Annotated in this window: 15 protein-coding genes and 12 pseudogenes; 11 read left to right on the top strand and 16 right to left on the bottom strand. The window is 60.6% G+C overall.

The annotated features are described in order from the left end of the window. Positions 1–238 precede the first annotated feature (238 nt). The 3 genes from AC0L21_RS35550 to AC0L21_RS35540 all read right to left on the bottom strand — a co-directional run bounded on the left by AC0L21_RS35550 (position 239) and on the right by AC0L21_RS35540 (position 2,274). Positions 239–1,006, bottom strand: coding sequence for an integrase catalytic domain-containing protein (locus AC0L21_RS35550; protein ID WP_473255994.1), 768 nt, complete (start codon positions 1,004–1,006; stop codon positions 239–241). Next, positions 955–1,521, bottom strand: coding sequence for a hypothetical protein (locus tag AC0L21_RS35545; protein WP_473255995.1), 567 nt, complete (start codon positions 1,519–1,521; stop codon positions 955–957). The genes AC0L21_RS35550 and AC0L21_RS35545 overlap by 52 nt, the downstream gene beginning before the upstream one ends. 165 nt (positions 1,522–1,686) lie before the next feature. Beyond that, positions 1,687–2,274 (bottom strand): GNAT family N-acetyltransferase, encoded by a 588-nt coding sequence (locus AC0L21_RS35540; protein ID WP_473255996.1) that lies wholly within the window; start codon positions 2,272–2,274, stop codon positions 1,687–1,689. Between the two features lie 285 nt (positions 2,275–2,559). Between AC0L21_RS35540 and AC0L21_RS35535 the strand changes: the two are divergent. Further along, a pseudogene (locus AC0L21_RS35535) lies at positions 2,560–2,700 on the top strand (IS66 family transposase); the annotation flags it as partial. A gap of 16 nt (positions 2,701–2,716) precedes the next feature. Here the strand turns inward: AC0L21_RS35535 and AC0L21_RS35530 are convergent. Both AC0L21_RS35530 and AC0L21_RS35525 read right to left on the bottom strand, forming a co-directional pair. After that, positions 2,717–3,135 (bottom strand): annotated as a pseudogene (locus AC0L21_RS35530) (hypothetical protein). Between the two features lie 29 nt (positions 3,136–3,164). Further along, positions 3,165–3,542 (bottom strand): transposase, encoded by a 378-nt coding sequence (locus tag AC0L21_RS35525; RefSeq protein WP_473266442.1) that lies wholly within the window; start codon positions 3,540–3,542, stop codon positions 3,165–3,167. Here AC0L21_RS35525 and AC0L21_RS35520 point away from each other — a divergent pair. From AC0L21_RS35520 to AC0L21_RS35510, 3 genes are all read left to right on the top strand, one after another. Continuing rightward, positions 3,501–3,929: a hypothetical protein gene (locus AC0L21_RS35520; protein WP_473256006.1), complete on the top strand. Its 429-nt coding sequence runs from the start codon at positions 3,501–3,503 to the stop codon at positions 3,927–3,929. The genes AC0L21_RS35525 and AC0L21_RS35520 overlap by 42 nt on opposite strands. Positions 3,930–3,999: 70 nt before the next feature. After that, positions 4,000–4,194 (top strand): hypothetical protein, encoded by a 195-nt coding sequence (locus AC0L21_RS35515; protein ID WP_439034120.1) that lies wholly within the window; start codon positions 4,000–4,002, stop codon positions 4,192–4,194. A 6-nt stretch (positions 4,195–4,200) separates the two neighbouring features. Continuing rightward, positions 4,201–4,293 carry a Mu transposase domain-containing protein gene (locus tag AC0L21_RS35510; protein WP_473256005.1) on the top strand — a complete coding sequence of 31 codons (93 nt, stop codon included), beginning with the start codon at positions 4,201–4,203 and terminating at the stop codon, positions 4,291–4,293. A 223-nt stretch (positions 4,294–4,516) separates the two neighbouring features. Here AC0L21_RS35510 and istA (AC0L21_RS35505) read toward each other — a convergent pair. Both istA (AC0L21_RS35505) and AC0L21_RS35500 read right to left on the bottom strand, forming a co-directional pair. Beyond that, a pseudogene (gene istA / locus AC0L21_RS35505) lies at positions 4,517–6,040 on the bottom strand (IS21 family transposase). 137 nt (positions 6,041–6,177) lie between these two features. Beyond that, positions 6,178–6,429: pseudogene (locus tag AC0L21_RS35500) on the bottom strand (IS21 family transposase); the annotation flags it as partial. Positions 6,430–6,509: 80 nt separating this feature from the next. Here AC0L21_RS35500 and AC0L21_RS35495 point away from each other — a divergent pair. Then, positions 6,510–7,544: an IS110 family RNA-guided transposase gene (locus AC0L21_RS35495; protein ID WP_473266437.1), complete on the top strand. Its 1,035-nt coding sequence runs from the start codon at positions 6,510–6,512 to the stop codon at positions 7,542–7,544. A 236-nt stretch (positions 7,545–7,780) separates the two neighbouring features. Here AC0L21_RS35495 and istA (AC0L21_RS35490) read toward each other — a convergent pair. Both istA (AC0L21_RS35490) and AC0L21_RS35485 read right to left on the bottom strand, forming a co-directional pair. Then, positions 7,781–8,447, bottom strand: a pseudogene (istA, locus tag AC0L21_RS35490) (IS21 family transposase); the annotation flags it as partial. 276 nt (positions 8,448–8,723) lie between these two features. After that, complete coding sequence (locus AC0L21_RS35485; protein ID WP_473266446.1) at positions 8,724–9,065, bottom strand: hypothetical protein; 342 nt, start codon at positions 9,063–9,065, stop codon at positions 8,724–8,726. Here AC0L21_RS35485 and AC0L21_RS35480 point away from each other — a divergent pair. Further along, positions 8,958–9,471, top strand: a pseudogene (locus AC0L21_RS35480) (IS66 family transposase); the annotation flags it as partial. The gene AC0L21_RS35485 and the pseudogene AC0L21_RS35480 sit on opposite strands and share 108 nt — an antisense overlap. Before the next feature lie 61 nt (positions 9,472–9,532). Here the strand turns inward: AC0L21_RS35480 and AC0L21_RS35475 are convergent. The 3 genes from AC0L21_RS35475 to AC0L21_RS35465 form a co-directional block, all read right to left on the bottom strand. Beyond that, positions 9,533–10,966, bottom strand: a complete 1,434-nt coding sequence (locus AC0L21_RS35475) for a hypothetical protein (RefSeq protein WP_439034121.1) — start codon at positions 10,964–10,966, stop codon at positions 9,533–9,535. A gap of 408 nt (positions 10,967–11,374) precedes the next feature. Beyond that, positions 11,375–12,208 carry an oleate hydratase gene (locus AC0L21_RS35470; RefSeq protein ID WP_473266435.1) on the bottom strand — a complete coding sequence of 278 codons (834 nt, stop codon included), beginning with the start codon at positions 12,206–12,208 and terminating at the stop codon, positions 11,375–11,377. Further along, complete coding sequence (locus AC0L21_RS35465) at positions 12,171–12,419, bottom strand: oleate hydratase (protein ID WP_473266440.1); 249 nt, start codon at positions 12,417–12,419, stop codon at positions 12,171–12,173. The genes AC0L21_RS35470 and AC0L21_RS35465 overlap by 38 nt, the downstream gene beginning before the upstream one ends. Positions 12,420–13,691: 1,272 nt before the next feature. Here AC0L21_RS35465 and AC0L21_RS35460 point away from each other — a divergent pair. Further along, positions 13,692–13,946: pseudogene (locus tag AC0L21_RS35460) on the top strand (transposase); the annotation flags it as partial. A 173-nt stretch (positions 13,947–14,119) separates the two neighbouring features. Here AC0L21_RS35460 and AC0L21_RS35455 read toward each other — a convergent pair. From AC0L21_RS35455 to istA (AC0L21_RS35445), 3 genes and pseudogenes are all read right to left on the bottom strand, one after another. Beyond that, positions 14,120–14,815, bottom strand: a pseudogene (locus AC0L21_RS35455) (IS5-like element ISBj5_B family transposase); the annotation flags it as partial. Between the two features lie 285 nt (positions 14,816–15,100). After that, positions 15,101–15,892, bottom strand: coding sequence for an outer membrane protein (locus tag AC0L21_RS35450; RefSeq protein WP_473266432.1), 792 nt, complete (start codon positions 15,890–15,892; stop codon positions 15,101–15,103). 637 nt (positions 15,893–16,529) lie between these two features. Next, a pseudogene (istA, locus tag AC0L21_RS35445) lies at positions 16,530–17,650 on the bottom strand (IS21 family transposase); the annotation flags it as partial. Between the two features lie 1,233 nt (positions 17,651–18,883). Here istA (AC0L21_RS35445) and AC0L21_RS35440 point away from each other — a divergent pair. From AC0L21_RS35440 to AC0L21_RS35425, 4 genes and pseudogenes are all read left to right on the top strand, one after another. After that, a pseudogene (locus AC0L21_RS35440) lies at positions 18,884–19,953 on the top strand (IS1380 family transposase). Positions 19,954–20,488: 535 nt separating this feature from the next. Beyond that, a complete protein-coding gene (locus tag AC0L21_RS35435) occupies positions 20,489–22,882 on the top strand; it encodes a DUF3141 domain-containing protein (protein WP_473256001.1) in 2,394 nt (797 codons plus the stop codon). Between the two features lie 43 nt (positions 22,883–22,925). Further along, positions 22,926–24,194, top strand: a pseudogene (locus AC0L21_RS35430) (malic enzyme-like NAD(P)-binding protein); the annotation flags it as partial. A 138-nt stretch (positions 24,195–24,332) separates the two neighbouring features. Further along, positions 24,333–24,597 (top strand): annotated as a pseudogene (locus AC0L21_RS35425) (transposase); the annotation flags it as partial. A 234-nt stretch (positions 24,598–24,831) separates the two neighbouring features. Here the strand turns inward: AC0L21_RS35425 and AC0L21_RS35420 are convergent. Further along, positions 24,832–25,118, bottom strand: a 287-nt coding sequence (locus tag AC0L21_RS35420; protein WP_473266431.1) for a transposase, incomplete at its 5' end; no start/stop codon positions are given.

The following is a 25,118-nucleotide window of genomic DNA, read 5'->3' as shown; positions in this document are numbered from 1 at the left end:
TGGGGCAGCGGTCGTGGCGGCGCCGAGCGGCTCCTCCGCGACCAATTGCTCGGCCGTCTTCCGTCTAAGCGTCCTGAGCAGCCGCTGCACGATCGAATGCTGTCTCGTTCCGAACTCCTCGGGGTATTTCTCGCTCAGCCGGCCGACGATGGCGAGTGCAGTTAACTGCGGCTGCTAGACGAGCCAACCCTCGATCGCAGCAATATGCGGGTCGAGCTTGGACGGCATGCGAACCCTCTTATAGGGCCGACGGGTGCGCCGGTGCGTGGCACGCGGCTCGGCGACCGTCGCCGTCTTGCCGAGCGTCTTCGCGAACGTCGCTGCGGTCGCCGGCGCGGTGCTCGTGCAAGCGGGTTGCAGGCCACGCCTGTCCGGCACGACGATCGACGCGATTGCCGAGTTCGTCCTGGGTCGCGCGAATCTCGGCCAACAGCCCGACCGGATCGAGCGAGCGATACTGATCGCGCAGCCCTTTCTTCACGGCCGCGGTCACCTTGGGATGCGCCAATGCGCGCTCATAGGGCGTCGACGGGGGATGATAGCGCTTGATCACTTTAGCCCCTTCGCGGCGCTTCTCCTTCAGCTTGAACGACGGCTGGAAGAAGTTGACGTAGAGCCATGCGTCCGCATAGAGGCGGCCCATCACGCGCGCCGTCTCGACGCGAACGAAGCGGCCATAGCCCATGAGGCGGCGGACGACCGCACCATTCTTCTGCTCGACGAACGCCTGATCGTTCTTCTTGTACGCGCGCGAGCGTGTGACCTCGAGCTTCTGTTCGCGGCACCATGGCACGACGACATCGTTCATGAAGGCGCTGTCGTTGTCGAAGTCCACGCCGCGCAAGAGCCAGGGGAACAGGCTCTGGGCGCGGTTGATCGCCTCGACGACCAGCGAACCCTCCCGCGTCAGCAACGGCAGGCACTCCGTCCAGCCCGTGGCGACATCGGCCATCGTCAGGGTCTGGATGAACGAGCCGGCCACCGACGTGCCGCCATGCGCGACCAATCAACCTCGCAGAAGCCGGGTACCGGGCTGTTCCAGTCATTGAACGTGCGGATCGGGACTTCGCGCCGGATTGCCGAATAGAATCCGGCACGGCGCCGCCTGCCGCCGCTCGCCGTAATCTTCACATCGACGAGCAAGCGGTCGATGGTTGCGGCGCTGATCGCCAGAACAGGATCACGGTCGGCCTCACCAAGCTGGAATCGGCCATGTTGCTCGTGCGCCGGCAGCAAGGTCGGGATCATCACCTTGAGCCGCTTACCGCATACCCGATCCGACGCCTCCCACAGCGCCGTCATCGCGTCCTTGATCGTCGCGCCATATCTGCGCTTGCGCTCTCCGGGCGCCTCCATCTTCTCCGGTCCAACCGTTGCGCTCCGCCGAAGCGCGCGCACCGCATGCTTGCGATGCCAGCCCGTCTTCGCGCACAACTCGTCGAGGATCCGCCCCTTCTCACCTCGTTTGGCCGACCGGTAACGCTCCGTAACCGCAGACACCACCTCGCGCCGGGCGCCCATGCTGATCTTTCACGCCATAGACGCCACCGAACCAATTCGATGGCACCGACCCAATCGTCGGCGAGAAGTTGTCCAGTAATATTCTGGATGAGGCAATGCGGGTCAGTTCAGCGTCTCCCAGGACACTCGGGGAGCCGAAGCATGCGAAGCGTCTACGAATTCCGCTCAATTCGCCTTTCGCAACATCGGCGTGAGCAGCGGCGAGCAACCGTGCTGTATCTTTCCAATAATCTTGAACCCGTGACGTTGGTAAAAGGGAATGTTTTTAGGATTCGAGCTTACGAGGTGGGCAGCGATGCCCTGCTCATCACATCGTTGAAGAGCGTATCTCATCAGCAATGTACCGAGCCCTCGTCCGACCCAGCTCGGATCGACAGCGATGAGGGGCAAAAACCAATGTGCCTCGGAGGGATGATGTTCGGCGATTCCCTGGCGCAGATGTGCCATATGTTCACTGATTTCCGGGCGCAGTGACCGCGCCATGATTGCGTCCAGCGCATCCTCATCCTGATGGATGCGCGGAGGTAGCCACAGGGCGGCCGCCCGACTTTCTCCCGCGACGTATGCTGTGCCATGCTCGAATGCTCGCCCGCCACAGGCCTTGATGAACTGAGTCATACTGCTAACGTATTGCCCGGGGTCCGGCCAAGTCCAACGCATCAACGGATCGGCGGCAAAGCCGAGGACGATTGTCCAGACGATTCTTGCTCGCATGCTTGCGTTCGCTGAGGTGACGCCCGGCTCAGCTGCCATGATGGCGCTTTCGAGCGCAGAGCTGTGAATTTAGAGCGCAGCACCGATACCTCTGGACGTGAGCTGAATGGATGTACCCTCGAGGACTCATCGGCGGATGAGCATTTGCAATGTGATCTTGTTTCGCTGGATCTCGCGAGTTGCATTCGCTCGAGCAGTCTACGCACGGCAGGATAGTTAGCAACCTGCCAGGCCAGGTAGGTGCTTTGGCATTCCTTCTAAACAATGTCCCCGCCCTAGGATTACCCGCAGCCAACTTCAATACTGGCTAGCCGACTAAACGCCAAGCTCGCCGTCGCCATCCGCTGGACGTCCTCACGCTGGCAGGGTGTGACGCGCTATGTCGATGATGGCCGCATCGAGCTCGACAACAACATCATCGAACGTTCGATCCGTCTGATCACGCACAGCCGGAAATGCGCTGTTCGTGAACGGAGCTTCGTTACGGCGCGCTCGCTTGGCTTCGCCGTGCAGCATCGCGTTGGCGTCGCCTTCGTTCCCGCATGCGTCGAACCGGCCCTATCGAAGGCATCGGCGGCAGAGTCGCGGCTGGCGCCGGCTCCTCGGCCGCGAGGACCTCAGGCAGCTCTCTTGCTTGTTGAGCGGGTGCGGGCCGAGCCTCCTTGATCTCGAGAACCGCGCGTCCCTTATCAGTGACACGCCAGCCGCCGTTCATCCGCTCAATGAGTCCTTGGGAGAAGATATCCAAGTCGGGCACGCGGACTGCCAATCGCTTCGTCCTTTCGGTCCAGTCCGGTCCGCTCGTGGCCAGAATCGCCATATCTCGCTTGAGGTCCGCCATGGCGGCGACCCGTCTGGATAGCTGACCAGCACCTTGAGAACCGTCACCTGGAAGTTCACTGCCCCACCCGTACCCAGCTTCCGCGAACTTACTCGCTCGATATCGTCGGGGAGTTCGTGAACCTCTGTCGACTCACGCCCTTCATCCCATGGTTTCCGTCGGAGTGCGCGGTGCAAAGATCCTTGCTAGACATGACAATGGCTGATCGATGCCACGTCGGATGGCTCCTTGAACATGTGCTGCTGTTCTCGGCGCCCTCGAGCGCCTTCCGGAGGCGTCGGCGCTGCCGCGGTGAGCGCTCCGGCGGCGTGGACGATGGGGTAACGACAGCGGGCACGAACGTCTGCGGCTCGGGAGCCACAGGGATCGCAGCCGGCTGTCGCATTTGCCGGCACCACGTAAACAGCTGTTGCGGCGACAATCCGTGCCGCCGCGCGACCTCCGATACCACGGCTCCCGGGGCCAGCGTCTCCTCGACGAACCGCGCCTTGTCGCCGGCCGAGAACTGCCGGCGTCGGCCGCTCTCCGTGATGACCTCGACCAGACGAACCGAGGTCCTGGGCTCAAGCATATGTTCAAGCTTAGACACAAGCCGATCTCCAATCAGAGATCGATCATTCCTCGCTCGACGCCTTCAATGGAAGGTGGGACCGAAACAGCGCTTACTGTGCGTGCGTTCCGAGCCGAGAAGCAAGAGCACTGGTTCGCCGGGCTCGAGAGCGCATTCACGACCTTCGGCGGCGTGCCGGAGGAAGCGCTGATGGACAACCCACGCGCGCTCGTGGTGCGCCACGACGCGGTGGGCCGGTCGGTTCAGCTTAACGACAAGCTCATTGCATTCGCGAAGCATTGAGGCTTCCGTCCTCGCGCCTGCGCTCCGTAACGGGCGCACAAAGGGCAAGACGGAGAATGGCGTCGGCTACGTGAAGAAGAACGCAATCGCGGGTCATTCATTTGCGAGCTGGGAGGCGTTCGAGGCGCATCTCGCCAAGTGGGAGCGTGAGGTTGCGAACGTTCGTATCCACGGGACGACCGGCGAGGCGCCGATGATCCGCTTCGCGCGAGACGAAGGGCACCGGTTGAAACCGCTCAGCGGGCAGCCATCGTTCGGATCCTAGCGCGAACTGAGCCGCGTCGTCGGCAACGATTGCGCGGTCGAGATCGATACGAACAGCTACTCTGTACCGTGGCGCCTTATTGCGAGCGCGTGGCGGTAACGGCGGCGGCTGGCGAGGTGCGGGTCCGCCATGGATTGCACCAGGTTGCGGTCCATAAGCAATCGGAGGGGCGCCGGCTGCGGATCGTCGACTCCGCCCATCTCGATAAGGCAGCGAGATCTGACGATCGTCGCTGCTCCTCCAGGGCTTCGGCCATTCGGGTCAAGCCGAGTGCGATCAGCCGTTCATGGGTGGGATGCATCAGCATTGAGATCTCCATGGTTCACTGGAAATAACCCTTACCGCGGATGTTGCGGTGGCGCAGGGGTTGATCGTTGGATGTCTCGTCAAGGAACGCGCGATCAAAGCCGTTCTTGAGAATCGAGTGGATCGAGGCGAGGGAGCGAGCCTTGATGAGGATGCCGCGTCGGCAGGCCGCATCGACGCGCGCATTGTCGTAGCTCCTGGTCAGCGACAGGATGCCGAGGCAGGTACGAAAGCCTTGCTCGGGATGAGGCCTTGCCGCGATGATGCCCTGGAAAAACGCCGCGGCAGAGGGGCCGATCTTCTCGCCGGCCGCGATCAGCCCTCTCGGCATCCACTTACCGTAGCGGCGATGGGCGCTCGGCATATGATCGGCGATCGTGGCATGGCTGCGGCGGTTGGGCGCACGGGCGTGGCTCGCGATCCTCTGACCCCTGTGGAAGATCTCGACGGTCTTGTCGGCGATGCGGACATCGACGAGTTCAGGGATCAGACGGTAAGGGGTAGAATACCAATGGCCGTCGATCTCAACTGGTAGTCAGGGGCGACGCGACAACGCTTCCAGCGCGCAAAGACATACGGCTGGTCCGGCGGTTCTCCCAGCTTGAGACGATCGATCTCGGCGAACAGTTCGGCGCGGCTTGACCCGAAACCGCGCATTTGGCGGGCGTTGAGTACGCCGACCAGGACGTGGATGGCAGGATTCAGTTCCGCCAGGGAAAAGAAGCGCTGATTGCGCAGGCGGGCCAGGATCCAGCGCTGCGCGATCTGGACGGCGACCTCAACCTTCGCCTTGTCCTTTGGTCGCCTTGGCGGCGCCGCCAGGATCGCGGTGCCATAATGGCCGGCCATCTCGGCATAGGTTCGGTTGATTCAGGATCGTAACGATCGGGGTTGGTCACGGCGGCCTTGAGATTATCGCAGACCACGAAACTTCGGCACGCCGCCGAGGTACCTGAACAGGTTGGCATGCACGCCGATCCAGTCGGACAGGCTCTCGCTTGGGCACGCCTCGGCGTAGGTGTAGTTCGAGGCCCCCATCGCCGACGACGAACAGCTTCATGGCGCGCACTTCGCCGGTGATGGGATCGAAGATGTCGATGGTGTCGCCGGCGGAATCGACCCGAACACCTTCTCCCCGCCGATGTGGGTCTGACGCATGCTCGGGCGCGCACGCTGCTTCCAGGCCTCGAAGGTCGTGCAAAACCAAGTATAGCCGGAGCCGTCGGGATTGGCGGCGCGATACTCTTCCCACAACAGCAGCCGTGTCACGCTGCGACGGCGCAGTTCCTTCTCCACATAAACCCAATCGGGGGCCGGTCGCCGGTCGCTTTGCGAGGCTGCCGTCGGCGTCGGGAACAGCAGCAGCTCCAGGCGCTCGTCCTCCATGCCCTCCGGCAGCGGCCAGCTCAGCCCGGCAAGGCGGGCACGCCGCCCGTAACCATGGACGACGCCATTGCTCACTCCAACGTCCGCGCGATGAAGCGCTCGGTCAGGCCGTGGCTTCTCTGATCCGGTGCATCGACAATCTCTGGGTAGGCATCAGGCTTCCTCATTGGCTGAATGAGAAATCCGTAGGCCAGTTGAGTTGTCGGCCCCCGGCACCGCCAAAAGGTGCTCACGATCCGTGCTCACGATCGTCTGAAATCCGTGCTCACGATCCCGCGAAACGCGCAACCGACCTGCATAGGGGACGAGGTTGAGACGCTCTGCCTCGAACACCTCCCAGATCGTCTGATCGGCCAGCTCCGGATGGCGATGAGCCTTGGCGTAGGCGATGCATTTGTCGAGCAGCCAGGCGTTTAACTCGTCGAGGTGTTTGAACCGCAGCCGCGGCGTGAAGAAGCGTTCTCGGACCAGCCCGACCTGGTTCTCGACCTGCCCCTTCTCCCAGCCCGACGCTGGCGTACAGGCGACCGGATCGACCAGATAGATGGGGTGATTGCGGTTGCTGCTCGAAAGGCTCAGCCTGGAAGGGAAGCCGGCGAGCCGGTGGCAGCAGGAGCGGGAACATGAAGCACTATGTCGGTCTGGATGTTTCGCTAAAGGAGACGGCTATCTGTGTTGTGGACGAGAATGGCGTCGTCATTCGCGAGGGCAAGGCACTTTCGGAACCGGAGGCTATTGTTGCCTGGATCAATGAAAGCGGATTGCCCATTGTCAAGATCGGGATTGAGATTGGTGGTCTCGCTCGTTGGCTGTACAGCGAACTGCGTGCTGCCGGCTTACACGCAGTCTGCATCGATCCCCGAAGACTGCGTGGCGTGACTAAGACGATGCCGATTAAGACCGATCGAAACGACGCTCGCGCCATTGCACAGGTAATGCGGGTCGGCTGGTACACCGTTGTTCATATCAAGGGTGACGTGAGCCAGGAGCTACGAATGCTTCTCAACAATCGCAAGACGCTTTTGATCAAGCAGATCGATATCGAGAACGAAATTCGCGGCGTCTTACGCGTCTTCGGCTTAAAGCTGTCTGGTCGTATATCTCAAGCGACGTTTGAGCAGCAGACTAATGAACTCACAGATGGCCATCCACGACTCGCGGCGATGCTGCGCCCAATGCTTGTGGCTCGAGCCGCGCTGCGTGAACAGTACGGCGTCCTGCACAAGATGGTACTTGAAATAGTACGCCGCGAACCGACATGTCAGCGGCTCATGACGATACCGGGCGTAGGTGCACTGACGGCAATCACGTTTCTAACAACCATTGATGACCCGGATCGCTTTCAACGCTCCCGCGATGTTGGCGCGCATCTTGGCCTTACGCCACGCAAATACGCATCTGGGGAAACCGATCGGAATGGCGCTATTTCGAGGTGTGGCGATGTGATGCTCAGGACCATACTTTATCAGGCCGCGCTTGCACTTCTAACCCGCACCAAGCGTTGGTCCGCATTGAAAGCTTGGGGTGTAAGGGTGGCCAAGCGACGCGGCCTTCGCCGAGCGATCGTAGCAGTCGCACGAAAATTAGCGATCGTGATGCATCGGGTCTGGGCCGATGGAAGCGAGTTCCGATGGACCCGCGAGGAGGCGACCGCATGATCAATTAGCAATTCAGCGGATCCGCCGAAAAGGCGGGACGACGTCCTGCGAGGACGAGGTCGGGGTGACTGCGCTGCAACCTCTGTGCCTGCAGCACGCGCCTAATAGATAGCAGCTCCCGATCTTCGGACTACCATCGTGAGGCGGCTATGAACGTCGACCTCGTAGACAAGAGCGAGCCTCGCAGGCTGTCGGTAACGAGCTGAACCCTTGTGCCAGCAACCGCAACCAGACAAGTGGCTGCACATCTGCAGGAAGCGGCGATTGTAGAGACGGCCTTTACCGACGAAGATCGTCTCTACGGCGGTATTCATGTTGTCGTAGATGCCGCGGGTGCAGGTGCCTTTGAACAGGGCGAACGCCGGTCGTGGGCGTCGAACACCATCTCCTGCGTCTCCCGCGGATAGGCCCACACGAACAGCATGCGGCTGTGACAGAGCTGGACATGAGCAGCCTTCACCATCACCGTGGTGCCGCTCAGCAGGACGACCTCGTGGCTCCAGTCGAACTGGTAGGCTTCGCCTGGTGCAAAGCTCAGCGGCACATAGGCCGACGCTGTGGAGGTGCCGCGTTCCTTGCTGCACCCTCGCACGTATCGACGAACCGCATCATAGCCGCCGGCATAACCCAGGCCGCGAAGCTCTTCGAATAGCCGGATCAGCGTCAGCCGTTCCCGCGCCGCCTTGCTCTCATTCCCTGCCAGCAGCCGGTCAAGCTCGGCACTCCAGGCGCCCATCTTCGGGAGTGGCTGCGTCTCGCCCTCATACCGGAACTCCGTCGCTTGAGAACGAATGACCTTGCGAGCTTCCGCGATACGCCAAGTTCTCGGCAGATCGCCTTGATCGGACGACCATCAACAAAGTAGGCGCGACGGATCTTACCAATCGTCTCCACCACCAGCATCCCAACCTCGGCTTCCATGACTCGATGGAAGCCACTGTGGACCCTGATCCAGGGGTCCCGCTTGGGCTCTGACGCAATTTTGGTGCAGCTCCGATTATTCTGCGCCAATTAGTCTGGCTTGAAGCAGGTCGATTTTCCCGCGACCGTACATTTGACGTCTAACGAGTTTGAGGCGCGTGATCTGACCCTCGGTCTGCCCATTGGACCAAGGTGAAGTGATCGCCGCCCGCACTGCCGCTGGCGCGGGCTCGCTCGATCCATGGGGTAAGTCCCGCCTCAATCTTGCGCCGGACCATCAAGAAGACTGCGTCTTCCGCTGGCTGAAGATCGGGATGGCGTGACGCGTTTGTCGGCGGCGGAATTGTCGGCGCTGCTTGAGGGGCTTGACTGCCGGTGTGTCCACGCGGCACGGGAGACGATCGTCCCGACGAAAGCCGGATAATTGTGGGCCGCGCGAATCAGGGGCATCGAGCGCATCGTCAAGCTGGCGCGAATATGCGCTGATTGCCGGTGAGCGACAACCTTCCTGATGATCCCGAAACGCTCAAGGCGCTGCCGCTGGCAGCGCTTCACGAGAGCGAGCGGCTGCGCCAGATCATCAAGGAGCTGCAGCGTCATCGCTTTTGGCCGGAAGACCGAGACGCCTCCTGAGAAGCAGATGGTACTCGGTCTAGAGGATGTCCAACAGGTTGCGGCTTGTACGGAAGCCAGCCAGGACGAGACAGCTCCGGAAGGTCGCACCGAACGGGCGCGCAAGCGCCGCAACAATCGCGGGGCACTTCCGGCCCATGTTCCGCGGATCGAGGTCGTCCTCGACCCGACGACAAGATCTGCTCCTCCTGCCAAGGCGGACTGGATCAGATCGGTGAAGACAGGAGCGAGCGGCTGGACATGGTGCTGGCGCAGTTCCGCGTTGTCGTCACACGACGCCCAAATACGCCTGCCGAGCCTGCGAAGATGGCGCATGCAGGCCGACGCTCTGGCCCGGCTGATCGAGGGCAGCCTGCCGAGGAAGGCAACCGTTCCCAGGTTCGGTCCGGACCGGAAGATCTATTCCCCGAAATTCGCAGGTTGCTGAAAGCGGTTTATCGCCAGTGCGACCAGTTGTGAGCCAAAATAGCGATCGCACGCAACGCACTAGCCGCTTTCACGAGTGAAGTGATGGGTTTGACGGTGCCGATCTCGTTTATTGGCATGGTGTCTATTCGTCGCAGCAGGCGCGCGAAGCTGCTCAATTGTCTGTTCAGCAGAGCGATGTCGACGTAGTCACCCGGCTCAACACTTAGCAGGTACTGCGGTATGGTGACGAGCGCGATGTTCGGGATGCCTTTGAGGTAGAGCGGCTGGCCTTCGCCGAATTGAATGAGCGCGTTTGGGGCTGACACTCTCGGTCGTTCGTCGGTTGTGCGCCACTCTGATTCGATAAGCGCGGCCAGCTGCGGAGTGGAGGCGTAGAGCAATTCGGGTTCGGGCTTGCCGGTCGGCTCGTAGGCGTCGTTGACAGGATCGTCCCGGTATTCTCGAGCGCCGAGGTGCTCCATCACGAGACCTGCCACCGCGTGGCGATTTCCGGGGCCGCCGGCCCACCACTCTGGGTGATCCCGCAACCAGCGCGAAGTCGCTTGGCCATCGTCAGTGAGCGCCGGAATCCGCAGGTGTCCAGCGGTTAACACGAACACGACGGTGCGCGCCAATGGTTGAGCGACCATCTGCCGGGCGAGTTCGACCAAACCAATGTGACCGTTCTCCTCGAGAATATTGGTACCGTCGCTGTGGCTCACCAATAGCACAGTTTGATGGGCTGCGCTGCGACCTTCTACAACCGCCCATATCGTGCGCATGGTGCTGTCTCGTTCCATCACGGCATCAACAATCAGCGTTCCCTGGCCGCCTCGTGAAGCGGCGGCGAGTACAAAGTCGGCCTCGTCTCCAGCCACGAAGACGGCTGGAATGTTCTGGTAGGGCAACGTGAACGGTAAATACTGTCCTTTGGCGTTGGCGGTGCTTATGCCGCGCCAAGCGAAGATCACCGCTTCGACGCCAGCTCGTCTCGCAGGCGTCAGGCCGAGGCCGGCGAGTGTAGCTGGGATCAGCGGCATAGTGGTCTTGCCCCATGCGCGAGCCCGGTCCCAAGTCTTGACCACCGCACCAAGCGGGAACTCACGATTATGGACCTCGACGACTGCAATTCCTCCGCGAGCTTTAGCCCATCGGGGTATTGGGCCCCGTAATCTATGCAATTGCTTTTCGATCCCTGGGGGGCCGGTCGTGCCGGAATAGGGAAAGACCGAAGAGATCGCTACGTCGCGTCCGTCGATATCGAGACGCAGACTGTTCCGGTTTTCGGCCGCCATGCTCCAACGATCGAAATGCAGAATGTCTTCGTGAACTCGCAGGCCGAAATCGGCCCACTGCTGTTTGACGTGCTCGATAAGTCGATCATGGGACTTTGAGCCGGAGAGTCGGGAGCCAAGCGACTCCAAGTACATCAGCTCGGCGCGGATGGTATCGTGATCCAAGGCAAAGAACTCCATACTGCGGATTTAGGTAGGGAAACGAAATGGTCCCGGAACAAAGTGATACTTGCCTGGGCGGGCAATCTGCCGCCTATGTTCGGGAAGAGGTCGCAACTCGCTCCCACAACATCCATGCGCGCTCGCTGGCGAATCGGATGTATTTCGCGCCGCGAACTGCCAGGCTGTCCACCGCGACGGAATTCAGGACGCACCTTGCCGGATCGCATAAAGGACCGCCGCGAGAACTAGTCACAGTCCCGGAATAGCTGCCGCACCCTTGCAGGACTTCTCTCACTTTTTTCCGGATCGTTTGGTATTATTGCAAGAGGTTGACTGGGCCGCCCTACGCGGCTAGTCGTGTCCTTTCTGCTGTGGTCGATGCGCAATGAAGTAGCAGGTGTCAGCCCGCGTTTAACGTCGAGCAAGGTGAACACGGCGGTTTAGCGCCGCGCGAACGGAATATTCCACCGTAAACACGACGTCGTCAGGCATTTCGCAGAATTGGCCGATGAAGGCGAGATTGCGCGATCCCTTGGGAATCACCTTCGGTCGGTCTGTCCCAGTCCGTGGCATGAACTGGGCCGTGATGTAGGGCATCATCGCGGTCACGACGCGCGAGCTGTCGAGAATGCGCGGAATACTGTCCGTAAAGCGCAAGTGCAAAAGCAACTCGATAAGGACTTCACGCCCCGTGCACTCTGACATGGGCCTATGGACGAAGTTACCGGGTTGGTCTGGGAACAGCCCGTAACCCCACCAGACCCAAACATTCTTCGGCTGTTCGAAATAGTGTGGCTGTGCGTTAAGGACAAAGGTCAGAAGCCGATTGGAATTCTTGATCGTGATCAGTCCGCCGTGCCCGGCACTGCTTCCGGTGAAGGCTTCAGGCCGATCGAAGAAGGTCGAATCATCGCCCGTGACCGTGAAGGACTCCCATTTGGATTTGGCATGACTAGAGACAAAGGCCGCGGGCTGACCGAAGTCCGGGCTCATGCTGGCCAAACGTTCCCATAGCTTCCAAGAGCTGCCGTTTCGCTCTCTGTTCAGAACCGGAACCGTGTCCATTGAGCCGTAGCTGGTGTCGGATGTCATCGACCCGTTCGTGATGAAAACCAGATCTCGCTCCGTCAGATCTATAGCGCGATGCTCCCCGCCCTGCTTGTAGCGTAGGCACGTGGCAGTCTTCTGCCCGTGTTGGATCAAGACATCAATATCGGTGACCTCCGCCCCCTTCTCCAGCCGCACGCCTCGCATCGTCATCCTTCGGATTGCCCGTTGCGTCGAGGCTACCGCCAAAGTGCGCGGTCTCTCCGAACAGCACCACACTGGGGCCCATAAGCCCGCCCTCCTTGATGAGATAGGCCGCAGCCGCCAACGCGGCGATGCCCGTTCCGACCAAATAGGTTCTACGTGGAGCCGCCTGTGGAGGGGGCGCGATAACTGGGGCGCTGGGCACATGAGGTCCTCGGAGAACACAGGTCGTATCGCGTATGTCGATCCGGTGGTCGTCAGTTTCGGGCAATGGGGGGCTCCTGCTCTCCCCACGGTCTTCTTATTTGGATCTCTGACGTTGCGGAGCGTCAAATCGGAGGCTGGAGGAGTCAAGTAGTCTCCGGCACTCGCAGCAACCGTGATTTATTCAGCTTAACCGAGAGCTGTTCGAGTTTTCGCGAATGTGAACCCGCCCGGTGGGCTGACACTCCCACGCGCTTGCCAACGGACCAATGCGACGCATCACAACATAACCCATCGTCGGAGGAGCTGGGCCTACCCCTTTAGGTAGCTGTTGCCGGGACGAAGCGTCGGCAGGACAGCGCCCGCCGCACGCCTTGCTAATCCGCCCCTTACGCTGCTGAAGCCGCAAGGCGTCTACTCCGCGCAAGAGATTATCCAGTTCGTCGGATCGGCAGTTTGTTACCCTGCTGCCCGACAGGGAAACTGCGACCGTTCGGACGTGGCTTTCGAAGCAGCCCGCGATCAACATTCTCGCGAGATCGCGGTGGTGCAAAGACCGCCCCAGGTGAACGGATCGCGGCATCCGTGGTGCAGCCGACCTCCAGAGACAATAAATTGTTTAGCCCTGATCGATTCAAAGAAAGCATTTCGGGCGGAATGATCGATCGACGGCGATCTTGTCGCTGATCAGGATCGTCAAGGGGCCGCCGCTTCAGCTCCCGCGTCAGAATCCGCATCGATGTCGATCGGAACCGTCGGCCCCACAAACGACTGCTGGGCCGCCGCGCATGGTCCGTCGGCAAAGACGCGCCGTGCCTGACAGGGCGTTGCGCCAATTGAATTCAAACGGTCGGTCGCAGCACTCTGAGTTGGAAGTTGCTCAAGTCCGGAACCTCGAGTGAAAACTTGTTCGGGACCTCCTGGCGATCTCGTCAAGCAGCTTGCGCGCGTCGATAGGCGAGCCGGGCCCCTTCGCCCTTAATGGCGGCAGGCGCCACCGTCGACATCGACGACGGTGCTCGTCTGCTCGTTGCCGCGCCTGATGAGTGGGCACCAGCGTTGCCCACTGTCACGCTGACACTCCATCATCGCTCGTTTCAAAATGTGCGGACCCGGTTCTGTACCAAAAGTAGTAGGTTCGTTGTCCGCGGTTCTCAGCTAGGTGACTATAGCCCTTCTGTGAGTAGTGAGAGCCGGCTCCGCAAAAACAGGTCGATAAGTGGAGTTTCTGCCTGACAGCGGGCACGCTGATGCCTGCAAATCAGGAGCGACGATGAGCAGAAGAGCACGCTGGAACCACACACCGGCCTTCAAGGCGAAGGTGGCGCTTGCCGCCGTCAAGGGCGACCGGACGATAGCTCAGCTGGCCGAGCACTTTGACGTCCACCCCAATCAGATCACGGCGTGGAAGGCGCAGCTGGGGGGTAGCGCTTCCGGAGTTTCTGGACCTGGCGGCGCTGCGCCGGCTACGCCTGGGATCGATGTGAAGTCGCTGCATGCCAAGATCGGGGAGCTGACGCTGGAGAACGCTTCCTAAGCTTTCGGCCTACTCCAGCATACACTTCGATACGCGGAGACAGCGGTCGTCTTATGTCGTCCGAATGGTTGTCCATTGTGAGTACCCTTGCAGAAGATGACTCTTCTAGCGGCGCTCACAAGACTGCGCACAAACAATCTGAAGGGCCTCGGTACCACGCTTACGATCTTGCGGCGGATGTCGCGGATGATCCGGCCCAGCCGGCTACGCAGGATACGCAACTGCCGCTGATGCCGCCTGAACTGTTTGGCATGGGCGTAGCGGCCGGCCATCATCGCGGCGGCCTTGGCGATGCGAGCATAGGATTGCCGCAGCCTGACGCCGTGCCTGATCGCCAGGCGGTTGAGCCCCTTGATGGCCGCATGCAGCAGCTTGGCATCGGTCGGAAAGGTGATGGCCTTCGGCTGCACCGTGGTGTCGACCGTAACCCGCTTGAGGTCCTGGCTGCGTAATGCACCGGCCTCGTGCGCTACCCGCAAGCTCTCGGCCAGCAGCAACTCCAGCTTGTCGCCAAGCCGCTTGCGCCAATGGCTCAGGTCCGAGCGCTCGTGCGGGAACGTGTGCTGAAAGAACTCTTCCCCGGTGAAGAACTGGAAGTATGGGTCATGGACCCAGCGCTCGCACACCCCCTCATCGGACAGCCCGTAAATGTGCTTGAGCAACAGCAGACCGATCATGAAGCGCGTCTCGATCCCGGGCCTGCCGTTCTCGCTGTAGAGCGGCGCGATCTCGCCGTCGATCCAGTCCCAATCGACCTTGCCGGCGAGCAGAACCAGCTCGTGCTTCATATTGATGATCTGGTCGAGCCGAGCCCGGAACAGATCGTTCGATCCCGTCGTCTTGTGCTTCTTCGGCCGCATCGTCCCCTCCGATGCAGACAAGGAATCATGCTTCCCGCTTCGAGGGAATCCACGAAAGCCAAATCGCAAGGTTCTGACGCCCAAAGCAGCAAAACCTTGCAATCTGGAAATGCCCCGTAGCCCAAATCGAGATTCCCGATCAGTGGCTTAGGCCTTCTTCACGGACGACTACGTAGTTTCTGGAAATGACCTACATCAATGATTGCTACCTTGAGAGACGAGCAGCGCAGGATTATCCGGCTGTTCGTGCCCCCCTGTGAAGGAACGCTTTCGTTCTGGCGAAGATCAATATATCGTGGCGACGGCGCCACCCCAGCGATAGTTCACGCGGACCACACCGATATCGACGTCCTGACCGATACGGGCAGTCCCTGCAAAAGCGCCCACCGGAACACCCGGGATTCCTGTTGAAAAAAAGAAGTCTACGTCCCGGTGACCCATGAACAGATGGTCGTACTCAACGCCGATGGACCAGTTCGGAGCGAGGGCAAATTCCAGGCCCGCCCCTACCGTGCCGCCCCAACGAGTTTCGCTGCCGTTGTCAAAACTCAGCCCGGTCGCAATATCGGAGACCCGGTATTTGTCGCGGACAACCGCCGCGCCACCTTTCACATAGAGCAGCACGTTATTCCAGGCATGGCCGACTTGGCCCGTGAACAGGCCGAATGCATCAAGCTTGGACTCATCCTGGACGCCTGCAAAAGCGAGGTTGGCGCTGGAGCCCTTGAAATCGGCCCAGTTGCCCTGCGCCTCCAGGCCGAACACCGAGTTCGCTATCTGCCAGCGATAGCCGATTTGACCGCCGACCGTGCCTCCCGTCGCATTATGGCACCCCATGCTGACGGGCGGAGCGACGACCACGTCGCCAGAATTAAGCAGGTCCCAGCACTGATGCGCGGAGCCGCCGCCGCCATCGAAGCCGATGTACAAGCCGCTCCAATCATAGATTGGAATGACCGTCGGGGGCGCTTTGACGTAGGGTCGCGGGGCCAGATCAGCGGCAGAAGCAGGAGCAGCTAGCGCAATGAAGGCTACCGTGCCCAGCAGGACGTCTTTCATCTCCAAACCCAGCTTCATATCGATTTCCTTGATGATGGATTAATGAGGATTGCCATCTGACCATCTTCTCCATCAACTCCCAAGAGAGGTAGTTGACTGGGCGCAAGCGTTGCCTGAGCATCCGATGGATGGTCAAAAGTGCGGGCCTAGCCGGTCCCGGATGCTGTGGCCCGCAGGAACGCACTTGAGCCAATTTGTTTAGAACTTTGACTGCGAGGGCCCGCAGACCATCTTCACCGAGCTCCTCGATAGATACACGCGAGCCGACAGTGATATTCGCCCGACCTTCCAGAACACTGACACGGCTGAAGTAGATCTCCTGGCGTTAGCGCTCTCAAGGAAGCCGAACTCGCTGCCTGGATCGATCCGCTCCACGGCGCCAACCGGCTCTCCTTCAGGGGAATTTATATGGCCGCCGCCCATCAGGTGCTCTTGCATCCGTCGGCAAAGGAGATCCCCCACCGCGACGCGCGAATAGTGTTTCCATCGCATCGCGACCGCCAGCGCGCGGCTTTCGCTCTGCCCGGCAAGGCTTCCGATAACGCTAGCCGGTTCAACTCGAGAAAGCCGTTCCACGCCGTATCGCGAAAGTCTGCGAGCATCGGCAACAATGCGCGTTCGGCAAGATCGCCATTGCCCGCTTGCCTCGTGGAGAAGGCGCGGGCAATGTCGGGTTCGCGATTGCCGATCGAGAGACCGCACCATTGCGACCGGCAACCCCGTCGAGGTGGGCGGAATCGATGATCCGCAGCCGGCGACCTTCCGATTGCTTATGGACCGCAACCTCCCGCATGCCGTGGCCGATGCGCACCTCGCCGGCCGCAACCGTCACCGCGCGCGCTCGCCGATCAGCCGCCACGGGACCGAGTAGCCGTTCGTGTCGATCTCGACGGCACAATCGTTGCCGACGCCGCGGGCCAGTTCGCGCAGCGATCCGAACGACCCGCCGAGCGGCTTCAACCGGTGTGCCTCGTCAGGCGCAAAGCGAGATCGGCGCCCCGCCGGTCGTGCCGTGGATACGTACGTTCGCCACCTCACGCTCCCACTCTGGCGAGATGCGGCTCGAATGCCTCCCAGCTCGCGAAAGGAATGCCCCGCGATCGCGTTCTTCTTCACGTAGCCGACACCATTCTCCGTCTTACCCTTCGTGCGCGCCCGATACGGCGCGCAGGCACGAGGACGGAACCCCAGTGCTTCGCGAACGCGATGAGCTTGTCGTTAAACTGAACCGACCGGCTCACCGCATCGTGGCGCACCACGAGCGCGTGGGTTGTCCATCAGCACTTCCTCCGGCACGCCGCCGAAGGTCGTGAATGCACTCTCGAGCCCGGCGAACCAGCGCTCTTGCTTCTCGCCTCGAACGCACGAACATGCAGCCGCCGCGAATGCCCGAGTGTCGCCGAACACGAATGCTTTGATCTTCTCGCCGACCTCGACCAGACGCTCGCCGAAGTCGATCTGCAGCTGCCGGCCCGTAAGCATCTCGAACGGTGTCGTCGCCAGCGCTTCGGCCTTGAGCGCTTGGCGATAGGACTGCACGGCGCGTTGCAGCGTTCGCCGGCTGGCTGCCACGCCTTTCTGGGCCAACAGGTCCTGGTGCACCACATCCGCATTGCCGCGATGCCGAATGAACTTCTCGCGCAGCCAACCTTCGAGATCATCGAGCCGCTTCGGGCGCTCAGGCGACTTGAACGCCTTCACCCCGCCCGCCACCACGTAGTCCCACCCGCACTCCCTCAGGCGCATCATCTCCGCCACGTCATCCGGCGTCTTCATCACCTGCCCCGGGGATCAATCCACGACGAGCCTCTTTCTTTCACTCTCTCCTTGGCTCATCCAAGGAGAGAGCAATTCCTCGTGACGCCGAGGGAGCAGTTTTCCATGGCGCGCAACACCGCCCATGCACTTGCCGCGTGCCCAGGGGCGAACGAATAAATATTTAACGGCTGGACCTATTGCGGCCAAAGCTCCGGCTCGACGGGAAACGGATTGGTCGGGTTGGCTAGCCTGTGACTGTCAAATCCCAGTTCCGGTAGTTGAACAAGGGCGCAATATCATCTTGAACTCTCCTGCCAAGGTTCAAAGTCGAGCTTGACGAATGATAAGGGTTTCTCCTCGAGATCATTTCGGCGTGCTCCGGCCAGCCCAGCTTGTCGCCGTCCAGGGTCGCTGGTTCGAGTGGCTGGACATTCGCACCGAGACTTTCGCCCAGCTGCGCGATCCGGTGACGCTCGAACGAGCCTGGGTGCCCGTGAGCGCGATTACCGTTCCGCCAAAACCAGACTGGGCACCGACACATCCCGCGGTCGCCCAGGCTGGTCGCCCCAGGAAATGCCGGGACCGCCCTGATTAGTATCGCATTTCTGGAGCGGATCAAGGTTCATGCGCTCGACCTGACCATTGGTCCAGGGATTGCTTGATCCAAGGCAGCCTCGCGAAACATTGTTCTGACAATCGGGACCAGCTCACAGGTCGATAAGAGCGCCCCGTCGCCGACGGACCGTGTCGGTTAGGCTGCGGCGGATATAATTGCAGACCGCCGCGGCGAAACACTTGAAACTGAAATTGGTGGTCCGAAACGTCAGGTCACGTCCCAAGTGAGCCTGTTGACGGCAGCGCGAATGATGGTGCCAATCGATCTTGTAAGAGGCCTGATAGAACGTACCGACGTGTCGTAAGTCCGACAGTCCGCGTCAGAGACGCTTGGTCGTTTCTTCGCTGCTCCGCGCGCCATAATAATCATGACGCGCATGGTATCGGACGCTGACTACGCTAGAACGACCATGCGAGAATGTAGGGTGCGGCATGCCGCTGGGCTAGCGTTGATCGCGATGCGGCGGATTTGTAAGTGACCGTTGGATCGAGCAAGTCAACCATAACGTCCCCAACGTCGGACCGCGGATCTGCAGAACGCGCTCGAGCCACTCATCATCAATAATGATGCGTCTCTTCGGGTGATCCTGTGACGACGGCTATGTTTTGTCCTCGCGTTAGCGGATTAGGCCGGCCATGTCGTTTTGTTCGGCGTTATCGGGGCGAATGGCGCCATGGCGCGTGGAAGCACATTCGTTACGGCGCCGCCCGGACTTGATCGAGCACACCGTCGAAACGTTGCTCGGACAGCGGGTCTTTGGCATCTCACTTGGCTACGAAGACCTCAACGATCACGACGAGCTGCGGCACGATCCGCTGATGGCGGTGCTGGCGGGCAATCTTGCCGCCCGGCGCGAGGACTGCGCACCAGTGGCCGGCAAGTCGACGCTGAACCGGCTGGAACTGGGCCAGGAGGAACCTTCGCGCTATCACAAGATCACTTACGGTGCGGCGGTGATCGAGGCGTTGCCGGTGACGCTGTTCCTGGAGGCGCACCAGCAGCCGCCGAAGCAGATCATCCTTGATCTCGACGCCACGAGGACCCCCTGCACGGGCATCAGGAGGGGAGCGTCTTCCGCGGCTGTTACGACTGCTACTGCTATCTGCCGCTGTACGTGTTCTGCGGCCGGCATTTGCTGGCGGCCAAGCTGCGGCGCGCCGACATCGACGCCAGCGCGGGCAGCATCGAGGAGGTCGCGCGGATTGTGCGGCAAATCCGCGCCCACTGGCCGTTCGTGCGCATCGTGCTGCGCGCCGACAGTGGCTTTGCGCGCGAGGCGCTGATGGCGGGGTGCGAGCGGAACCGCGTCGATTATCTGTTCGGGCTCGCCCGCAACACGCGCCTGGTCGCCATGATCGAAGGGGAGCTTGCCGCGGCGAGAGCCGCGGCCGAGACGACCGGCCGCCCGGCACGCCGCTTCAAGGACATCCAGTGGCGTACGCGCGATAGCTGGAGACAGGAACGCCGCGTCGTCGCCAAGGCCGAGTGGACAACAAGGCGAGGCCAATCCGCGCTTCGTCGTCACCTCGCTCAAGCAGGCCGAGGCCGGCGCGCGGCAGCTCTACAGGACATCTACTTCGCGCGCGGCGAGATGGAGAACCGCATCAAGGAGTGCCAGCTCGATCTCTACGCCGACCGCACCTCCACAGCGACCATGGGCGCCAACCAGCTGCGGCTGTGGTTCGCCACGATGGCTATGTGCTGATCTGTGCCTTGCGGCTCTTATCGGCCTTGCCGAAACTACCGCGGACGCCACCTGCGGCACCATCCGCCTCAAGCCTGACCTATCCCACCCCGAAGAGCAATTGGCAGTGTGAGAAGTACGGGAAAGCGCCCCTCTGGGCCAATCAAGGGCCAAGGCGCTGGGAAGATTGCCTGCTGCAAACCAGCTAGGCCCGTCTGTCCGGGTGCTTGCCCACGTCAAGTCCGACATCGCTGTCATTAGTCGGACAAACCAGGAGGCAATGGAACACGAGTAGACACTGAAGTTGTCGGTCTTCTCTAGGCATGAACTCGACTTCTGCAGGAGATTGATGCTCATGTCGGCGTCGACGGCCGGCTGGCATCGCCATTGCATGTGGACCATTGGAACGGTTGAAGTCACCACTAGGCTCGTACAGCGTCGTCGTAGGCGTGGCCCACTCGCTAGATGGAATGAGCATCGATCGGGCAATCCGGTACCATAGCAAAACTACGAGCATATCGGACGGCGTCTACTCTAGAACTAGAGAGGATAAGCCATGTCGAAAGCTATTAGATTTTCCGATCCAGTCCAGTGGATCAGAGCGCAACGCGCGGAACTCGATAGTGCGGTCGTCGAAAGTCCCCTTACAGCTTGCGCCAAACGCTTCGCAGAAGCGAGCGCCGAGACCGCCAACATTCTGCATATAGCCGCATTGCGTCGCGCACAACGCATCTGCGACAGCCAGTCTAAGCGGCAGCAAGAGCTTTTAGTTGGGAGCGAACGTCTGGCTGAGGCTCTACGTGAGAAGCGCGATAAGGGAAACCTTGGCCTCGATTGGATGGAATACCTGCGCGATATCGGTGAGCGCGCCGTGTTGTGCATGGATACTCTCCGAGAGCGCGGCGACATCTTCCTCGAACATGAGGCGGCCGGCTGTCCGCCGGTCCTCTTCTACGAGTACGAGATCGTAATGGACGGAGCGGATTTACCCCTGAAATCTAATTACGTGTTGTTCCGCATCATTCCACCCCAAGGGGTCACGGTCGCCGAAACCAATCGCCCATTTGTAATCATCTGTCCGCGCGCGGGACACGGTCCCGGCGTGGGGGCCCATAAGGCTGACAGTCAGGTGGGCGTCGCATTGCGGGAAGGTCACCCGGTCTATTTAATAGCCTTCCGAAGAGAACCAGAGCAGGACCAGTACCTCTCTCACGTCACGCATGCTGAAGCGGCGTTTGTTCGGGAGGTCATGCGCCGCCATCCGCACGCCCCCGCCCCGGTCATCGTCGGCAACTGCCAAGCTGGCTGGGCCACCCTCCTCGTCGTCGCGACAAATCGGGACCTGACCGGCCCAATCGTCCTCAGCGGATCGCCAGTAACACCGACCTCCGGCAACATCGGCGAAAATACACTCCGCTACATTGCGGGAATTTTCGGCGGCGCTTGGCTACCGATGCTTTTATCCGATCTAGGCGGCGGGCTTTTCGACGGCGCTCATCTCGTACAGAATTTCGAAACCCTAAACCCCGAACGCCAACTGTTCCTGAAGTATGCCGAACTGTTCCGCGATGTGGACACGGCGCACGAGACCTTTCTTGCAACTGAGAGGTGGTGGGGCGGGTTCTGCCTGATGCGCGAGAACGAAATCCGCTGGATTGTTGAGCAACTTTTTGTTGGTAACCGGCTGGCGAGAAACAACGCATACGGCGAGCCGGAACGGCGGCATTTCGACCTCAAACGGGTTCGAGCGCCTATCATCATATTTACCAGCCATGGCGACAACGTTACGCCACCTCAGCAGGCTCTGAATTGGATCACCGAAGTGTATCAAAGCGAGGAGGAGATCCGCGTTCGCGGTCAGCAGATTGTGTATCTTGTGCACGACGACGTCGGCCATCTCGGCACGTTTGTCGCTTCGAGAGTAGTCAATAAGGAGTACAGTGAAGTTGCCACGACCTTGGAGGCTATTGAAGCACTATTACCTGGACTCTACGAGATGCGTATCAAGGACATTCAAGAAGACGGGGGCCGGAAGCGTTACAGCGTTGAGCTGGTCGAGCGCACCTTCGTGGATATTCGTGCGTTCAACGACGGCTATGACGATGATCGATCCTTTGCCGCGGTCGCCCGCGCCTCTGAAGCTCAGGCGCAGATCTATCATGCGGTTGTCCGTCCGTTCGTGCAGGCGGCAGTGACAGGTATTTCGGCAGAGGCCAGCCGAACCTTGCACCCTAAGCGTCTGGGGCGAGCGCTGCTGTCGTCCCAGAATCCCATGATGGCCGGCTACAAGGCCATTTCCGATCAGGTGCGGAAGTCGCGAGCGAAGGCCGCAGCCGACAATCCACTCCTCGCTGCCGAAGCGCTCTTTGTGCAGAGTTTGGAGCAGGCGATCGTTGCCTGGCGCGACTTGCGCGACATGGGCTACGAGCTGATATTCCACACGATATGGAGCAGCCCTTGGCAGCGTCTCTTAAGCAATCCCTACGAAGCTTATCTCAAAAGGACGACACTTGACCACTTGAGGCGGGAGCCCGAAGTCTCCATTGCGCTCAATGCAATTGCGAGCGGCGGGCTCACCGAAGCCATTATCCGCATCATAGTGCTGCTGGTGACCGATCGCGGCGGCTTCCGGCGTGACCGCCTGGCCCGCTGGTCACGTGTCCTGACCCAGGACGAACCCTTCCGCTCACTACCTTCCGATCGTCTGGCGGACATCACTCGTCAGCAGACCGCCATCGTCACCTTTGAGCCGGAGCAAGCAATCCAGACCCTGCCACTATTGCTGACCGACCCCAAGCAGCGGCAACTAGCCTATGCAGTCGCGTGCTATGTCCCCGGCCCCGTCGCGGAAATGGCTCCAAGCACGGTCACCCTCCTACAGCGCCTCGCCGAGGTGCTTGGACTGCCATCGAAGCTGACCGATGTGATCGAGGATCCCCTAGCGGCGTGAAGCTGGACTACAACGGAGCCAAATAACCAGGTGGAGTAACTCAATGAGTCGCGATCTGCGGGACGCCGCGCTTCAATATCATCGCCTACCCAGGCCGGGAAAGATCTCCGTGGTGCCAACCACGGCTATCGCAACGCAACGCGATCTGACGCTGGCGTATACCCCCGGCGTGGCGGAGCCGTGCCTCGCCATTGCGAAGGACCCGCTGCAGGCGCATGCGTTGACGGCGCGCAGCAACTTGGTCGGCGTCATCACCAATGGGACCGCCGTGCTTGGCCTTGGGAATATTGGCCCGCTGGCGAGCAAGCCAGTGATGGAAGGCAAAGCGTGCCTGTTCAAGAAATTTGCCGGGATCGACGCGTTCGACATCGAGCTCGCCGAAGAGGATCCTGACGCACTCATCGAGACGATCGCCAGGATGGAACCGACGTTCGGCGGCATCAACTTAGAAGATATCAAAGCGCCGGAATGCTTCTACATCGAGCGCAAGCTACGGGACCGAATGAAGATACCGGTCTTCCATGATGATCAGCACGGCACCGCGGCTGTCTTAGCGGCGGCGATGCTCAATGGACTGAAGCTGGTTAAAAAGAATATCGCTGAGGTCAAGCTAGTCTGCTCCGGCGCTGGCGCGGCGGCCCTTCCATCTCTCGATCTGCTCGTCAGTCTCGGGTTACGCCACGATGCAATCATTGTGACCGATGCGGATGGTGTTGTCTACGCGGGGCGCACGGAAAGCATGGATGACAACAAAGCGCGCTATGCTGTGATAACCAACGCGCGAACGCTGGACCAAATCATTCAGGATGCGGACATCTTTCTGGGCCTTTCGACTGGAAACGTGCTTTTGCCACATATGGTCAAGAAGATGGCGCGAGATCCGTTGATCTTCGCCATGGCCAACCCGACACCCGAAATAATGCCGGCGGACGGGCTGGCGGTTCGCCCTGATGCCATCATTGCGACGGGCCGTTCGGATTGCTCCAACCAGATCAACAATATCTTATGCTTTCCATTCATCTTCAGGGGCGCGCTTGATTGTGGGGCAACCACCATCAACGACCACATGAAGCACGCAACCGTCCGCGCGCTCTCGGAGTTGACGATGGCGGAAGTGCCGGAAGAGCTTGCGGTCGCCTACAACACGCGCGGGCTTCGCTTCGGTCGCGACTATCTAATCCCAAAACCGTTAGACGTGCGTTTGCTACAGGTGATCGCGCCGGCGGTAGCCCAGGCGGCCGCCGATAGCGGCGTCGCGAGGCGGCCAATCGCCGATATGAAAGCCTATCGTCAGGAGCTCAGCCGCTTGGTCTAGCAGTCTTGCAAGGCGATGCAGTCGGTGTTCTCTAAGAAAAGTGGCAAGCCGCTGGCTAGGTAGAGAGCGGCTGACCTTGCCCCGCGGGTTTAATCCGGTTTGAAGTGCGTTCTGGCCTACGACAAGGACCAGAGCATGAAGCGCAGCCGCTTTTCGGAAGAGCAGATCATCGGGATCTTAAAGGAGCATGAGGCCGGCGTGTCGGTCGCGCGATCTGTGCCGCAAGCATGGCGTCAGCGACGCCAGCGTCTACAAATGGAAGGCCAAGTGCGGCGGGCTGGAGGTCTCGGAGGCCAACCGGCTGAAGACGCTGGAGGATGAGAACACGCGGCTGAAACGGTTGCTGGCCGACGCCATGATGGACAACGCAGCCTTGAAGGACCTCGTGGGAAAGAATGTATGACCCGCCCCGCCCGTGCAAGGTCGTTTAATGAGGACGATGCAGTCTGCACAAATGTATCCGGCCTCTTGCAAGTGGGCCGCTGTTGCGGCCAGGCCATGATGAGATCCGCGCGTGCCGTTCCCAGATAAATGGTTCGGGCTCGAAGCCCGCTTTTTTGCACAGGGTTTACGGCGCGCCGATCGACTGTTTCGTCATCATCTTCACGAACCTCGCAGTCTGGAACAAACGGGATCAGCTAAAGGCCGGATCCCGCCGTTCATAGCTTGCGCCGGGCTTGGTCATCACCACCCATGCGATCCGCGCAATCTTGGCCGCCAAGGCGACGGTGACCTTGTTAGTGTGCATGCGTGCCTGAAGTCCATCAAGCCACGCGCCAAGGCGGTATCGCGAGCGATCAAGATGAGTCACGCAGGAACGGGCGCCATGGATGATCATCCGGCGCAGATATCGATTGCCGCGCTTGCTTATCCCCAGCAGCTTCGTTTTGCCTCCCGTAGAATATTCTCTCGGGACAAGAC

It is taken from the genome of Bradyrhizobium sp. WSM4873 (genome assembly GCF_055811355.1).
This window is presented reverse-complemented; position numbering and strand designations above follow the sequence as displayed.

Bases quoted from the DNA above. Each gene is read 5' to 3' on its own strand.
- AC0L21_RS35545 (WP_473255995.1), bottom strand. From the start codon at position 1,521: ATGGGCGCCCGGCGCGAGGTGGTGTCTGCGGTTACGGAGCGTTACCGG.
- AC0L21_RS35540 (WP_473255996.1), bottom strand. From the start codon at position 2,274: ATGGCAGCTGAGCCGGGCGTCACCTCAGCGAACGCAAGCATGCGAGCA.
- AC0L21_RS35435 (WP_473256001.1), top strand. From the start codon at position 20,489: ATGTCGAAAGCTATTAGATTTTCCGATCCAGTCCAGTGGATCAGAGCG.
- AC0L21_RS35485 (WP_473266446.1), bottom strand. From the start codon at position 9,065: ATGACGCTGCAGCTCCTTGATGATCTGGCGCAGCCGCTCGCTCTCGTG.
- AC0L21_RS35450 (WP_473266432.1), bottom strand. From the start codon at position 15,892: ATGAAGCTGGGTTTGGAGATGAAAGACGTCCTGCTGGGCACGGTAGCC.
- AC0L21_RS35495 (WP_473266437.1), top strand. From the start codon at position 6,510: ATGAAGCACTATGTCGGTCTGGATGTTTCGCTAAAGGAGACGGCTATC.